The sequence below is a fragment of the Niallia sp. RD1 genome (genome assembly GCF_024219955.1).
Lineage (GTDB): Bacteria > Bacillota > Bacilli > Bacillales > Cytobacillaceae > Niallia > Niallia alba.
The window spans coordinates 4,568,500-4,584,360 of the sequence record NZ_CP100420.1 but is presented as its reverse complement, the minus strand read 5'-3'; the positions used below and the strand labels follow the sequence as shown (position 1 = coordinate 4,584,360).

General features: G+C 35.5%; 13 protein-coding genes. 11 read left to right on the top strand and 2 right to left on the bottom strand.

Annotation, left to right across the window (positions count from 1 at the left end; all coding sequences use genetic code 11):
• Positions 1-106: 106 nt before the first annotated feature.
• The 7 genes from dinG (at position 107) to NKG37_RS22085 (ending at position 9,210) form a co-directional block, all read left to right on the top strand.
• A complete protein-coding gene (dinG, locus tag NKG37_RS22115) occupies positions 107-2,887 on the top strand; it encodes an ATP-dependent DNA helicase DinG (RefSeq protein ID WP_254415344.1) in 2,781 nt (926 codons plus the stop codon).
• Positions 2,888-3,256: 369 nt separating this feature from the next.
• Positions 3,257-3,730, top strand: a complete 474-nt coding sequence (locus NKG37_RS22110) for a cell wall elongation regulator TseB-like domain-containing protein (protein WP_254415343.1) — start codon at positions 3,257-3,259, stop codon at positions 3,728-3,730.
• 22 nt (positions 3,731-3,752) lie between these two features.
• A complete protein-coding gene (locus NKG37_RS22105; protein WP_016203069.1) occupies positions 3,753-4,952 on the top strand; it encodes a pyridoxal phosphate-dependent aminotransferase in 1,200 nt (399 codons plus the stop codon).
• A gap of 349 nt (positions 4,953-5,301) precedes the next feature.
• Positions 5,302-6,597 (top strand): asparagine--tRNA ligase, encoded by a 1,296-nt coding sequence (gene asnS, locus NKG37_RS22100; RefSeq protein ID WP_016203070.1) that lies wholly within the window; start codon positions 5,302-5,304, stop codon positions 6,595-6,597.
• A 240-nt stretch (positions 6,598-6,837) separates the two neighbouring features.
• Entirely contained in the window at positions 6,838-7,548 is a 711-nt protein-coding gene (locus NKG37_RS22095; protein ID WP_016203071.1) for a DnaD domain-containing protein, read from the top strand.
• Between the two features lie 487 nt (positions 7,549-8,035).
• A complete protein-coding gene (gene nth / locus NKG37_RS22090; RefSeq protein ID WP_016203073.1) occupies positions 8,036-8,692 on the top strand; it encodes an endonuclease III in 657 nt (218 codons plus the stop codon).
• A complete protein-coding gene (locus NKG37_RS22085; protein WP_101730969.1) occupies positions 8,692-9,210 on the top strand; it encodes a YpoC family protein in 519 nt (172 codons plus the stop codon). Before nth ends, NKG37_RS22085 begins: the two co-directional genes overlap by 1 nt.
• A gap of 132 nt (positions 9,211-9,342) precedes the next feature.
• Here NKG37_RS22085 and NKG37_RS22080 read toward each other — a convergent pair whose 3' ends face one another.
• Together NKG37_RS22080 and recU are read right to left on the bottom strand one after the other, a co-directional pair.
• Positions 9,343-12,018 (bottom strand): transglycosylase domain-containing protein, encoded by a 2,676-nt coding sequence (locus tag NKG37_RS22080; RefSeq protein ID WP_169188764.1) that lies wholly within the window; start codon positions 12,016-12,018, stop codon positions 9,343-9,345.
• A gap of 36 nt (positions 12,019-12,054) precedes the next feature.
• Complete coding sequence (recU, locus tag NKG37_RS22075) at positions 12,055-12,660, bottom strand: Holliday junction resolvase RecU (protein WP_101730971.1); 606 nt, start codon at positions 12,658-12,660, stop codon at positions 12,055-12,057.
• A gap of 89 nt (positions 12,661-12,749) precedes the next feature.
• On the opposite strand from recU, the gene NKG37_RS22070 reads away from it, so the two are divergent.
• From NKG37_RS22070 to NKG37_RS22055, 4 genes are all read left to right on the top strand, one after another.
• Positions 12,750-13,721 carry a DUF2515 family protein gene (locus NKG37_RS22070; RefSeq protein ID WP_169188763.1) on the top strand — a complete coding sequence of 324 codons (972 nt, stop codon included), beginning with the start codon at positions 12,750-12,752 and terminating at the stop codon, positions 13,719-13,721.
• A 151-nt stretch (positions 13,722-13,872) separates the two neighbouring features.
• Positions 13,873-14,127 carry a hypothetical protein gene (locus NKG37_RS22065; RefSeq protein ID WP_169188762.1) on the top strand — a complete coding sequence of 85 codons (255 nt, stop codon included), beginning with the start codon at positions 13,873-13,875 and terminating at the stop codon, positions 14,125-14,127.
• A gap of 49 nt (positions 14,128-14,176) precedes the next feature.
• Entirely contained in the window at positions 14,177-14,548 is a 372-nt protein-coding gene (locus NKG37_RS22060; protein ID WP_016203080.1) for a YppE family protein, read from the top strand.
• 295 nt (positions 14,549-14,843) lie between these two features.
• On the top strand, positions 14,844-15,362 hold the full coding sequence (locus NKG37_RS22055) for a YppG family protein (protein WP_169188761.1): 519 nt from the start codon (positions 14,844-14,846) through the stop codon (positions 15,360-15,362).
• The last annotated feature ends 499 nt before the right edge of the window (positions 15,363-15,861 follow it).

The window sequence follows — 15,861 nt, the reverse complement described above, 5'->3', positions numbered from 1 at the left end:
CTATAGGAAGAACAATAAAAAGAATTCTTACATAAAGAACTAACATCTTTCCCTTTTCTCATTTTTATGATACCGTTTGAATGACTGAAAGTTTGAGGTGGACGTAATGAGTAACAAATTTGTAGTAGTTGATTTGGAGACAAACGGTAATTCACCGAGAAAAGGGGATCGAATTATCCAGTTTGCCGCGGTTGTTATAGAGAATGGGAAAATAGTAGAGGAATACTCTTCGTTATTAAATCCTCTCCAGCCGATTTCACCGTTTATTGAAGAATTGACTGGGATAACAGATGAAATGGTGGATTCAGCACCAATTTTTGAAGAGATAGCTGATAAAATTGTTTGTTTATTAGAAGATGCATATTTTGTCGCACATAATGTGTTGTTTGATTTATCTTTTCTAAATGAAGAGTTAGAACAGGCTGGCTTCAGGCAATTTTATGGACCTATTCTTGACACAGTCGAACTAGCAAGGATTTTATACCCAACTGCAGACAGTTATAAATTAACGGATCTTGCAGCACAAGAAGGGATTGTCCATAGTAGACCACATCAGGCAGATAGTGATGCCTATGTGACAGCAGAACTATTGTTATTATTATTGGAGAAGCTGAACGCACTGCCTCAAGTAACAACAAAAAAATTAGAATTCTTAAGCTCATCGCTAAAAAGCGATTTAGATATTTATTTACAAGCTCTGCTGCAAGAGAAACAATCAAAAGTAGAATATATACCTGAAAACTGGGAGGTATATCGGGGATTAACCCTTAAACGCTTGCTTAATAACCTAGCTGGTAATCAAGGAAAAGACTATTCAGTTTCTTTTGATATGGATATAATTGAAAAACGCATGAGAGATTCATTGTCTTTTTATCAGAAAAGAGAAGGGCAATTAGAAATGATGAATGTGGTTCATCGAGCACTAATGGATAATCAGCATGGACTTATTGAAGCTGGAACGGGCGTTGGAAAGTCACTTGGCTATTTAGTACCTGCTGCTTATTTTGCGATAGAGCATAAAAAACAAGTAATTATTAGTACATTTACTACTCAATTACAAGAACAACTTTTTCGTAAGGATTTGCCGCTGCTTAAAAGTCTTCTTCCTTTTCCCATTACTTATACCTTATTAAAGGGAAGAAATCATTATATTAGTTTAGATAAATTTGAAGTCTCTTTAAAAGAACAAGAAGATAACTATGATATTGTCTTAACGAAAATGCAAATTTTAATTTGGTTAACCGAAACCGAAACAGGCGATAAAGATGAATTGAATTTGACGAGTGGTGGCAGTATTTATTGGGAAAAAATTAAAAATGACGGCAATTTTTCGTTGCCTATTTCAAAAGAGTGGGCACAGAAGGATTTTTATAGAAGGACTCGTAATGGTGCTCAAAAAGCGAATATGATTATTACGAATCATGCTTTGCTAGTAAAAGATCTTACAGCAGATCAACATTTACTTCCTGCCTATGATTATGTCATTGTCGATGAAGGTCATCACTTTGAAAAAACAGCGACAAAGCATTTTGGCTTCCGTTTTTCCTATATAGCTGTTCGTTTAAGTATTAATGCAATTGGAACGACTGATCAAAAGCAGCTTATGTACCATTTAGAAAATATGATTGGTGATTCATCTACATCTGAAAAGATTGAGTTCAATCAGTTTATCCTTGCTCTCCATGTAGAATTAGATGAGCTATTTCGATCAGTGCTTCGTTATGTGAAGAAAACAAATCAGCCAAGAAGAGATGGAAAAGGAAGCTATCGTATAAAGAAAAATGATTTGGGAGATTGGAATGGGGTTAAAAGCGTTGCAGAAAGGCTTGTGTTTCTTTGGAAAGATGGAAGAGAGGCTCTTTTAGAAAAAGTTCAGCGGCTAAAAGATCAAGATAGAAAGATCACCTCATCGCAAATGCTCGTAGTGGAAAGAATTGAGTCTATTTTAAATGATTGGTTAGTGTATATAAATCATTTGCGGGAAATGTTCTTACGAGAAGGAGACCATATTGCATGGTTAGAATCAGATAGAAACAACTACCCGAATAATGCCGTTTTATATACGCAACCTTCATCTGTAGCAGAAACTTTGCAAGATATGTTCTTTAGTAAGAAAAAAAGTGTTGTTTTTACATCAGCAACTATAACTGTTAATAATTCATTTGAATATTATATAAAGGTTTTAGGATTAGGAAAAGATTTATTGCAAGTGCAAATCGATTCGCCGTTTAACTACTCTCAACAGGTACAATTGCTTATCCCAACGGATGTACCAGAAGTTAATACGGTATCATTAAATGAGTATGTGTCAACTATTGGTGAACAAATAATTAAAATCGCTCAAGCTACAAAAGGGAGAATGCTAATTCTTTTCACGGCAAATGATATGCTGAGAAAAACGTATGATTATATGAAAGAAAGTGGCTGTCTAGAAGAGTATGCCATCTTGGCGCAAGGGATAACAAATGGAAGTAGAATGCGATTAACACGTAATTTTCAACGTTACGATAAAGCGATATTATTGGGAACAAATAGTTTTTGGGAAGGGATTGATATTCCTGGAGAGGATTTAACCTGCTTAATCATTGTTCGATTGCCGTTTTCCTCACCGGAAGACCCGCTTACTGAAGCGAAAAATGAGCTAATTAAGAACAAGGGTGGAAACCCGTTTTTAGAAAACAGTCTTCCCGAGGCAGTCTTACGTTTTAAACAAGGATTCGGCAGATTAATTCGTACAGAAGAAGATAAGGGATTTATTATTGTATTTGATCGCCGCATTGTGTCTACATCCTATGGAGAGACTTTTTTGCAGTCCATTCCAGCTGTTCCAATTAAACAGCAAAATAGTGATGAAATGGTTAAGTTTATTGAAAACTGGCTAATGTAGGATATGGTACAAAAGAATGGAGGCATTTTAAGATTGTAATTCTTTTTACATAGGCTGTTTCCCAAAAGATTGTTGTTTTTTCAATAGGAGAAAAGAATTAGTTGAAAAAGTGGAGCAGCCGGAATACATGAAGACGCTACGCGGAAAGCGAAGTGTATTCATGTATTCCGGCTGAGCGTAGTAGGAAACAAGCTTTACGAAACAGCCTTTACTTAAATGCCTAGCAAAACATGAAGGAATCTGTTTGAATAATTAGTTGTTTACAAGACAAAAACAACTAATTATTAAATAAAATAATTTCTTTCTATTTATAAATACTGTTATAATAACCTATGAACAAAATACTGTTTTAAAGAAGTGATATAAAAAATGAAAAAATGGATTTGGATAATTATTGTTGTTTTCCTTATTGGACTAGCTCTAAGTATTAATACATATGTTAAAGCAATGAAGCCTGTCAAATCAGCGAGAGAAACGGCGGAAGAAATTGCTATGAATGAAACAGATTTGAAAAATATGGACAGCTTTCAATTATATAATGGAAAAGAATCCTATTATATTTTAGAAGGAAAAAACGATGATAATGAGGATATTATTGTTTGGATTAATGAAAAAACACATCAAGTAACAGAAAAACGAAAAAAAGATGGGCTGACCAAACAAGAAGCGCTTAATATATTATTATCGAAGCAATCGCCAGAAAAGGTCAATGCTGTCCGACTAGGAATGTATGATGGGTTGCCTGTCTGGGAGATTTTTTCTCATACAGACAAGGATTCCATAAACTATCATTGGATAGATTTTGAAACAGGAGAAATCCTGTTAACAATTGAAAATTATTAACCAATAGGAGTGGTAAATAAAAATGAAAATTCAATTAGCAGAAAGAGTTAATACTTTAACGCCATCAACAACATTGGCCATTACTGCAAAAGCAGCGAGTTTAAGAGCAGATGGTCATGATGTAATTGGTTTAGGCGCTGGAGAGCCTGACTTTAACACTCCTCAAAATATTATTGATGCCGCTGTTAGAAGCATGAATGAAGGGCATACAAAATACACTCCTGCATCAGGTTTACAAGCATTAAAAAAAGAAATTGCTGCAAAATTAAAGAGAGATCAACAGTTAGAATACGAAGCAAATCAGATTATCGTCACAAATGGTGCTAAACATGGATTATACACTTTGTTCCAGGTTATTTTGGACAAAGGAGACGAAGTTATTATTCCTACTCCATATTGGGTTAGTTATCCAGAACAAGTGAAGCTTGCAGAAGGAGTACCTGTTTTTGTGGAGGGGTATGAAGCAAATGAGTTTAAAATTACTCCAGACCAATTAAAAAAGGCAATAACTTCTAAAACAAAAGCTGTTATCATTAATTCACCAAGTAATCCAACTGGAATGATTTACACGGAAAAAGAATTACAGGCGATTGGTGATATTTGTCTAGAACATAATATCTTGATTATTTCAGATGAAATTTACGAGAAATTAGTTTATGGAGATAGTAAGCATGTGTCGATTGCCTCTTTATCACCATCACTAAAAGAAGTAACCATTATAATAAATGGTGTTTCCAAATCACATTCGATGACAGGCTGGAGAATTGGGTATGCGGCGGGTTCTAAAGAAATAATAACAGCAATGACTAATCTTGCCAGTCATAGTACTTCGAATCCAACAACACCATCTCAGTATGCTACGATTGAGGCATATGCAGGTCCACAAGATTCAGTGGAAGAAATGCGCCAAGCGTTTAATGAGCGCTTAGATATTATTCATGGGAAATTAAATAATATTCCTGGTTTTTCTTGCTTAAAGCCGAAAGGGGCATTTTATTTATTTCCAAATGTGCAAAAGGCAGTTGAATTAACAGGCTTTAAGTCTGTTGATGAGTTTTCCACAGCATTGTTAGAAGAAGCACTCGTTGCGGTTGTCCCAGGGTCAGGGTTTGGAGCAGATAGCTATATCCGTCTTTCTTACGCGACGTCCTTGGAAAAGTTAGAAGCTGCTGTAAGTCGAATGGAACAGTTTGTAGAAAAGAAAATGGTCGTTAACAAATAAGCGATTTTTGTAGAGGATGTCAATAAGGATTATCGAATCTTACTTGGCATTCTCTTTTCTATTCACCATTTTTAATGGGAGGACGTGTGAAAATCGCTTTAATAGAGATAGAGGTATTGGTTTTTAAATATGAATTTTGTTACCTAGAAGGATCGATAGTGTTGATTGTCTTAGGATGTAAAGGTATAATGTTTTGGTAGAATATTTTTTATCTTAACTAGTATGTTTTCTACTAAGTCTTCTACTAACGGTAGGAAGAAGCGGTTTTAGATATCCTTTATTTTCGTATAGAGAGAACCGCAGTCTCTATTTAAGTACATATATTTATTTGTTTTTGGAGGAGTTAATTGTGATTAAAGCAACTATTGCCGAGTTACCAAAATATGTTGATAAAGAGGTTAAAGTAGGTGCATGGATTGCCAACAAGCGATCTAGTGGTAAAATTGCCTTTTTACAGCTTCGTGATGGATCAGGATTTGTACAAGGAGTAATTGTTAAAAGTGATGTAGCGGAAGAAGTATTCCAAACAGCTAAATCTATTACACAGGAATCATCTGTATATGTTACTGGTACGGTCCAAAAGGATGAACGTTCTCCGTTTGGATATGAATTACTTGTAACAAATGTGGAATTGATTCATACTTCTACAGACTATCCTATTACGCCAAAAGAGCATGGAACAGAATTTTTAATGGATAATCGTCACTTATGGCTGCGTTCAAAACGTCAGCATGCAGTAATGAAAGTAAGAAATGAAATAATTCGTGCTACTTATGAATTTTTCAATGAAAATGGATTTGTGAAGGTAGATCCGCCAATTTTAACTGGAAGTGCTCCAGAAGGTACAACAGAACTATTTGCAACAAAGTACTTTGAAGAAGATGCATATCTGTCACAAAGTGGACAGCTTTATATGGAAGCTGCAGCAATGGCGTTAGGAAAAGTGTTTTCATTCGGACCAACTTTCCGTGCAGAAAAATCAAAAACGCGTCGCCATCTAATTGAATTCTGGATGATCGAACCAGAAATGGCGTTTGTAGAGTTTGAAGAAAACTTAGAAGTTCAAGAACAATATGTTTCTTATGTCGTTCAGTCCGTGTTGAAAAATTGTCAATTAGAGCTTAAAACACTAGGAAGAGATATTTCTAAATTAGAGAATATTACTGCGCCATTCCCAAGAATAAGCTATGATGATGCGATTACATTCTTACATGAAAAAGGTTTTGATGATATTGAGTGGGGAGATGATTTTGGGTCTCCACACGAAACGGCTATTGCGGAAAGTTTTGATAAACCTGTGTTTATTACACATTATCCAACTAAAATTAAACCTTTTTATATGCAGCCACATCCAGAAAGAGAAGATGTTGTGCTTTGTGCAGATTTAATTGCTCCTGAAGGCTATGGAGAAATTATTGGTGGTTCTGAGCGTATTCATGATATGGATCTTTTAAGTAAGCGCGTCGAAGAGCATCAATTAGATCCAGAAACTTATAAATGGTATTTAGAGCTAAGACAATATGGTTCGGTGCCACATTCTGGTTTTGGTCTAGGGCTAGAAAGAACAGTTGCTTGGATTTCGGGAGTAGAGCACGTTCGTGAAACGATTCCTTTCCCAAGACTATTAAATCGTCTATATCCATGATCAAAGAGTAGGGTAGAAAATACGGAAAGTTAGTCTAAGGAAAACCTCACATCGAATTTTCAATGTGAGGTTTCACCTTGTTCACAATCCTCATTTTCTCCCTTCTTCTTTTTGGTAAGCTCCTCACTTCTAGCAACAAATATTACAAAATAATCTTTTGTTAACTATTGCTAGGTTTGGGTGATTTTCATTATTACATGCTTATGGCCAACATGATATACTTGATTAGAGGTGTCTTTAATGAATCAAACAATTTTTTTAAAATGGTTGCAAGAAGGGAATATCAATATTCCTTCCACACTTCTAACAAATTACAAACAATTGAAAATAAATGAAAAAGAATTAGTCCTTTTGTTACAGGTGCACTATTATTTAGAGCGAGGTAATGATTTTCCGACACCGGCGGAAATATCTGCACAAATGACTATAGATATTAATGAATGTCATGAATTATTGAGCCAGTTAATCAGAAAAGGTTTTATTGAAATACTGGACGGTAACAGTGATACCGGAATTCGGTATGAACGCTATTCATTAGAGCCTCTTTGGAATAAATTAATAGAACAATTTTTGCTAAATAATAAAAAAGAAGAAGAAGCTTTAATAGAAAAAGAGGAATCAGATTTATATACTTGCTTTGAACAGGAATTTGGAAGACCTCTATCTCCTTTTGAAATTGAAACGCTAAATATGTGGGTAGACGATGATCAGCATGAAATGGTTATTATTAAAGCAGCTCTTCGTGAAGCAGTAATTTCGGGTAAATTAAATTTTCGTTATATTGATCGGATTTTGTTTGAATGGAAGAAGAATGGTATTAAGACAATCGAACAAGCGAAAAGCCACGGGAAAAAGTTTAGACAGCATCAGACAGCTGGATATAAAGTCGAGCAGAGAGAGGAATCATCAAGTAAAAAAGCAGTACCGTTTTATAATTGGTTAGATCAATAATGCTAAGATTGATACAGTAAGTAAATGTAAGTGAATGACTGATTATTGTGAAGTGGAAGGCTGACTATTAGAGATAATAGGAAAGTAGGTTGCTTCCTTCCTTTACACAATGTTCATTCATATAAAAGTTTGACTACGTAAAACTGGGATTGTTATAAGAATAAATGGTTTAGACTTCATTACAAGACATATCTAGTAGAAAAAAACTACTTGGATAAATGAAAGAATCTCAATCTATTCTTAGGACGACCTTTTTTTGTATGGTTGTTTTCTAAAGGATTGTTGTTTTTTCAATAGGAAAAAGAAATAGTTGGAAAAATGGAGCAGCCGGGATTAGCGAGACAATCTGAGACCCCGGAGGCAAAGCTGAGGAGGCTTAAGCCTAGCCCCACGGAAAGCGAAGTGTATTCCGGTGCGGGTAATCGCAACAAACTTTACGATAACAGCCTATTGTATAGAAGAAAGTTTATTCATTTCGGAGGATTACATGCTAAAAAAAGATGAAATTAGATATTGTCTGGATACGATGGGGGAAATGTTCCCAGAGGCACATTGTGAATTGGTTCATTCTAACCCCTTTGAATTGGTTATTGCCGTATCGTTATCCGCACAATGTACCGATGCACTAGTTAATAAGGTAACTAAAAATTTATTTCAAAAGTATAAAACCCCAGAAGACTACTTAAGTGTTCCCATAGAAGAATTGCAGAATGATATTCGGTCCATTGGTTTATATCGAAATAAAGCCAAAAATATTCAAAAGCTTTGTCAAATGGTTTTGGAAAAATATAATGGTGAAATTCCAATGGATCGAGATGAATTGATTAACTTACCAGGGGTCGGAAGAAAAACGGCCAATGTAGTCGTTTCTGTTGCTTATAATATCCCCGCTATTGCTGTCGATACACATGTTGAAAGGGTCAGTAAACGATTAGGAATTTGTCGATGGAAAGACTCTGTTTTAGAAGTAGAAAAAACTTTGATGAAAAAAGTTCCGAAAGATGAATGGTCTGTGACACATCATCGTATGATTTTTTTTGGAAGGTATCACTGTAAGGCGCAAAATCCTCAATGTGCGGTTTGTCCACTTTTAGCTTTGTGTAGAGAAGGAAAAAAAAGAATGAAGACTAAAGGTGTTGTATAATGGATAATCATCAATTAGATGCACCAATTGAGCTTTTATATGGACCGTTCCCGGTTGTAAAAAAATTTCCTTCTATCGTGACTGATTGCTTAGTATTAACACCAGCTTTTTTACATGAAGCTAATTATTACCATAATAAAGAAGGTTATCAGCCTTGGAATACAGCAAACTTTTCTGAATGTGTAAAATTGGTTTTGGAAAAGTGGAAACAGCTTAAACAGGAATTACAATCGTTTGCAGAAGAGAGGGATACGATTAGACTTCAGCAGGGACTAACGATTGGAATGGAATACTTTTTAGAATGTTTATATTGGCTTAACGAAAAACCAGTCGTATTAAGAAATGGTTTGGTAGACAGTAGCTTAGAAATAAAACCTTTCAATTTAGAAGATCGGCTCCAGTTTATTCTAAAAAGATTAAATGGGTATCATTCCTATAAACAATTGGATGAGCTGTTTAAAGAATTAGAAAAACAGCATGCGATCAAATTAATAAGATTGAATAGAAAATCTAAATAAAAGAAGAGGACCATTCCGGTTGGAATTGTCCTCTTCTTTTACACGTCAGTTTATCCTACTCTTACTGTCCATAAAGGGGCCGCTTGGTTCAACTAACCATAAGTGGGGACCCACACTTATGGAAGTTTTACTTTATTGGGAATCATTTCGATTCTGTTCTCTATTTCGGCTTTGGTTTTGGTTAGCATCATTGGAATTCGTATTATTTTGACCATTGTTGTTACCAGTATTGTTTCCACTATTATTTCCACCATTATTGCCATTATCGTTGTTATTCCCGTTATTGTTACTTTGATTGTTGTTATTTTCTTCCCCATTATCAGAGTCTTCATTGTCTCCATCATCCTGATTGTCATCAGAATCTTCGCCATTAGGATCGTCTTGGTCATCCTCGTCATCTATTGTCTCATTTGGATCCTCAGGTGGCTGTTCCTCGATTTTTGCTGGGACGGAAATACTGCCAGATGCAGGATCACTATCCTGATCATTTTTAATTGCTTTTACAGTAAAGGTATAGGTGCTGCCAGGCGTTGGTTTGGCAATCTTTAAGCTTGTGTCAGAAGTAACAGTCAATTGCTCATTAGCTCCACCATCAACACTTACACTTACGTCAAATTTGACGCCCTCTTTGTCACCATAGTCCCAAGATAGATCGATTTCATCACTGTTCTCATTATAAGTTGCTTTCACTCCAGTAGGAGTATTAGGTTTATTGTACTTTTGTGATACTTCGTTCAGAATATTTCCTTTAACGGCATACTCGGTTTGGATTTGACTACTTGGTGTATAAGAACTTGCTAATCTTGCCGGAAACGTACCTTTTTCGATTTTTACTGTTTCAACACTATCAGGCTTCTTAAAATCAGCTGTTTCTACATCTTCCGAAATATGGCTCATCACTGCTTTGAAAATCTGTTGAGCAATTTTCTGGTTTGGTCCAGGAGTGAGTGGGTTTTTGCGTTCCGTGTATCCAGTCCATACGGCCATAGTAAAATTAGTTGTATAGCCAGCAAACCAAGCATCTGGAACACTTCTAGAATCTGTTATGCCCCATTTGGTTCGTTCTTCTTGCGAATAGTTGGTCGTTCCTGTCTTACCAGCAACAGGCAATCCTGGAACATTAGCAAGATTTCCCGTTCCATCACTGCTTGTAAGTACACCTTTTAACATATCAGTTATGAGGAATGCGGTATAATCCTGCATCACTACTTTTGATTTAGGCTCCATATTTATTTTAGTACCATCTTTTAATTTAAAGGAGCGCACAGCATGTGGTGTATTATATACACCTTCATTACCAAAGGCACTATATGCTCCAGCCATTTCTAGTGTGCTAGCTTCAAATGCTCCAATAGCATAGGATTCATAGGCATTCTCTAGCGGAATGCCTAGATTTACTGCAAAATCTTTAGCTTTTTCAGCACCGACTGCTTGGAAAGCTTTAAGAGCAGGAATGTTTCTTGACATTTCTAACGCTTTTCGCATAGTCATAGATCCCTTATAGCTATTATCCCAGTTACTAATTGGTGTTCCATTTGAATAGGTAGTACGCTCATCTACAATCGTTTGATAAGTTCCCCATTTTAAATGTTCAACAGCTGGACCGTAGTCAAGGATAGGCTTAGCGGTTGATCCAGGCTGGCGCTTCATATCTGTTGCATAGTTTGTCCCGAGCTTTACATCTGGATCGCGGTCACCTCCAAGAGCTAAAATTCCGCCTGTTTTCGTATCTAGTAAGGTAATTCCAGCTTGGAATTGTTCGTCAGGGAATGGGACAATCTCTCCTTCGTACATTAATTCTTCCACATATTCCTGTGCTTCTTTATCCATCGTTGTATAAATTTCTAATCCATCTGTAAATACATTAACATCTGGATATTTTTTCTCGATTTCGGCAATAACTTGTTTTATAAATGGATCATACGGTAGATCATTTGTTTGACGATCCTCTTTTGCAACTAATGAATCTTCCACAGAAGTCTTTTGTGCTTCTTCCATTTCTGCTTTTGAAATATATCCATGTTGATGCATTAAGGATAAGACAATATTACGTCTTTTTTCTGCCCTTTCTGGATTATTAAATGGATTATAGGCATTTGGCGCCTGTGGCATTCCTGCTAAGAGGGCAGCCTCTGGCAATGTTAACTCGTCTAAGTTTTTATCAAAATAAACTTTTGCTGCGGTTTTAACCCCGCTCATATTTTCAGACATAAAGATTTTATTAACATACATTTCAAATATTTCTTCTTTTGAGTACTTGCGTTCTAACTCTAAGGCAAGCCATGCTTCTTGTGCTTTACGATTTAATGTTTTTTGTGGCTGGTTAAAGAAGAAGTTTTTCACAACTTGCTGTGTTATCGTACTTGCGCCTTCTGAACCAAAACCATTTCTAAAGTTTGCTATTACTGCCCCACCTAAGCGGATAGGATCGATTCCATGATGTTTAAAGAAGCGTGAATCTTCGGTTGCGATAAACGCATCTTTTACTAAATCAGGGATATCTTCATAGTTTACATAGTCCCGATTTACGGCACCTACTTTTGCTATCTCCTTATTATTCTTGTCATAGATCGTAGAAGAAATAGGGTCCTTTAAAGTCTCTGGATTCAATTCGGGTGCATCTTTAACCATTATGGCAAATGTTACTCCGCCTGCAATAATACCAATGATACCGATTGTTAATAAAATAAGCAGAACGCGTTTAAACAAATTCTTACCACTTTTTTTCTGTGCTTTTTTAGGAGCATTTTTCTTTGAGGTTTCCAGTTGTTTGCGGCGCTCCTCTCGCGTTTGATATTTATCTGTCATAATTGTTCCTACCTTTCTTTCTAAAAACAAAAGGAATTAGTTGAATTCATAAATAGTATCAATCACTTTAATATAGTCAATTCGAGGCTGATAACCTAGGCTAATGGAATGACCATTGATTGCTAGTTCTTGTTTTGTGATCGATTTTCTTCCGCCATTTATCATTCTTTCCCAAAATATAAAGAGTTTTCCTGCATCTAAGTAGAATATTTCATTTGTTTCTGAAAAAGAGATAATGACAAAGCAAATTCCTTGTTGTTCACATACCATCCGCATATGTTTAATTTGGTGTTCATGGAAGTTATTAAGCGGAAAAGAAGTAGTATGCTTCGTTTCTTTCGCTTCAAAGTCGACATATTTTCCTTTATAAACACCGTTATAGTCTGTAGTGGAAGCTTGTTTAAAATAGGCTTCTTTAATGACGGCAGCACTTCTCTTCGGATAATCGACTTGAACGATTTGAACAGGTGTCGGCTTTTTATGTATGACGGCCTTCCCAAATTCTAAGTAATACTTATTCGTTTCATTCAAATCATCTTCTAAGTTCATTCCTCGGTTACTATAACTTATTTTTTTTTGCGATTTAGTATTTACATTTTTTACAGGTGTATATCTTTTTCCATTTGGATAATGAATCTTCATTTTTTCACCTCACAAAGATTCTTTCAAAGTATAACTTATTGCAATCAACAAACAATAATACCATAAAGCGTTCATAAGAGGTGAACAATTTGATAGGTAAAAAATCATATTTTTCTTCGTTAGAAGAAGAAAAACTTATAACTAGAATAAGGCTAATTACCGATAAGTGCAACTTAGACAATATTTCAAGGACCAAAGCCTATCTCTGCTATTATAACAAAAATAAAGAAATCCAATGGGCATTTCTTGCAAGCCAAGTTTCAAGAAATGCTGGCTGGAATATGGGTGATTTAAATGGACTATGGCTGCCGCAAGTAGTTAGTCAGGAAAAAAGGAAGCAAATCTACTTGACCTATGAGAAAGCAAACTGGCTTATTTTTAATGATGCATTTCCTCAATTACTACTCTATGAATATTCGACGAAAAAAAACTTGCCAATGTTTCATTTATTAAAGTTTTTTCAAGTTTCCTCTTTTATGGAAGAAGAATGGTTAAAGTATTGGGAGACAAAGAATAAAAAAAGATTAATGAATAGTTTAATTATCAATGAACAAAATGTGATTCAACAACCTGTCATTGAAAACGCAAGAATCAAGCATCATGTCCTTCATTACTTTCCGTATCTTTTTCAGGATTTTCTCCATTTTAATGCCGTACTTTTTCCAACTTTACAAGGGAAACTTTACGGGGCTAGCGTTTCTAACTTCACTTCTCTTAACGAACGAATTAAGCTAGGGAATACATTAGCAAGCCTTTTATTTAAATCTAATTTATATCAAGAGTTCTATGATTTTGCAAGAAAAATAGAACATACTGGTTCAAGATATGATTATGAAAAATATATATACCCAAAATTAGCCAATACGACACCCATACTCCGAGTTGCTTATCCGGTAGTCAAGCATCGTGAAGGGAAAAGAAAGGATTGGTATAAAAAGAAAATAAAGAAAAAGTGGCAAACATGTAGCGAGCATAATGAACCCTTGCTTATAACGGATTGGTACTTGAAAAAGCAGCAAACATTACATGAACTGATTCGTCAGGGAAACAAGTGGTTTTAACACATTAATAATAATTTTTTGTCGAATTTTAAACCAGTTATAAAAAAATAAACTTTCTTTGCCGAATCTCTTCTAGTTTTGTCAACTGAGCAGGATAGTTCATAAAAAAAAAGAAAAGAGTATGTATTAAAAATAGCTTGGAGGGATTTGTATGGAAAAGAATTATACAAAGGAAAAGTTATTGATTATGTTGGAGGAGATTCAAGAGGAATTAGAAATACTAGATGCTACACTTTTGAATGCAAGGAATCAAAAAACACAACTAGTAAAAAAACATATGACTTCATTAAATAATATAGAAAAAGGAATGGCTGCTATGGAGAAAAAAATTGCAGCAAGCCAATCGGGGCTTCCTTCTAATGTTCCTCCAAGACAAATGCCTCTTTACTTGAACTTAGCAAAGTAAATCGTTAAAATAAAGTAATTAACGATAAAGGGTAAATGGAGTGGCAAAATTGACCGAAAACCATCAACTAATGGAACATACAGAAAAACTTCTTGAGGCAGTGGAATATTCAATAGAGACCTTCTATAAAGTGAAGGAAACTGGAGCAAATGGGGATTTTTATGAAACCGTACGCCCGTTTGCGAATCGCATCAAAGATTTAAATGAGGAATGGAAGGAAATGGCTAAATTATGGGTGCAGAAATCAAAGCCTGACTACCTAAATGGCATTCAAATTAATACAGCATCTGATCATATAGAAATTATTTCAATCCAAGCTTTTTTTGCCCAAACGAGTAAGAAACGTTTTCTGGATTCTGCAAAATCTGTAAAGTATATACTGCAAACTTTACTTGATGCTCTAAAAGCGGAAGGTCAATAAGGGAATATCAAAAGGGAGAAGAAAATTCTTTTTTTTTGTCTTTTTATTTATTATATAAAAAACCTAAGTATCAGTGCCTTTTGAAAGGAGTAGTATAGGTAATGAGTAACTGTTAGCAAGAGAAAGCAGGCAAAGGTAACAGAAGAGCCTTTGCTGCCGAAACGTTCCATATGCAGTCAGCAATTAAGGGGAAATATCCCTTACTAAATAAGTGTTTTGGAAAATGAATGCACAGTCTAGGCGAAATCATCATATAGTAGATAAGGATATCTTTAACGTGGGAGGATAGAATTTCATGTATAGAGCATCTAATCGCCAAAGAAGGAATGTACCTTATCAGACCGCTTATACTCAACCAAATATACAACAAATGCCGACCGATAATAGACAGTACCATCCATATATGAACCAAGGACAATGGAATGGGGCAGGAATGAACGGACAAAACTTCTATAACATGCCAATGCATCCGAATTATCCAAACAATCAACCAAGTTATTATCACCCGCAAAATGCTTATAAAAACAATACACAAGACATCTTTCAAAATCCACTTCATTATATGGAGAATGGTGACATGAACCAGTACTCTTCTAATCATATGAATCAAAATCAAGGATTTATGAATCCATATCCAAAGCAATCGTTTATTCCGAAAAAACAAGGCAATATGAAAAGTATCATGAACTCTTTTAAATCACAAGATGGATCTTTAGATTTTAATAAGATGATGGATACGGCTGGTATGATGATGAACGCGATGAACCAGGTGACAGGATTGGTAAAAGGGGTCGGCGGAATCTTTAAAGTATAAGTACATTACGACGAAATAAGAAGAGGCTGGGACAAAACTAAATAGCCAATCTGTAAAGACGAACAATCTCTAATTTATCTCTTAAATAAAGGTTTCTTTTATACAATGGTTATTTATGTTTTTAAATATAGTCAAGTGTAAAAACTAATTCGTTCCATTGCGCTACAGAAACTCGCTTTCCGCGGGGAGCAACCTAAGCCTCTTCGGCTAAAGCCTGTGGGGTCTAAAGATTGCTCTACTTCCCGCAGGAGTCGAGTGTCTTCCGCTCCATTCCGCTCCATTCCACTCCGTTTTTAAAGGCAATACCCTAAAAAATATTGTTTTTTTAGAAAAAATGAATTAGTAGGAAATATGGAGCAGCCTGAATACACGTAGACTCCTATGGGAGCTGCGAGAAAGTCCGAGACCCTGCAGGCCAGAGGCCGAAGCGGCTCGGCGCTCGCCCCATGGAAAGCGAAGTGTATTCAGGCTGCGGATATTAACACTAACTGTACTGAAA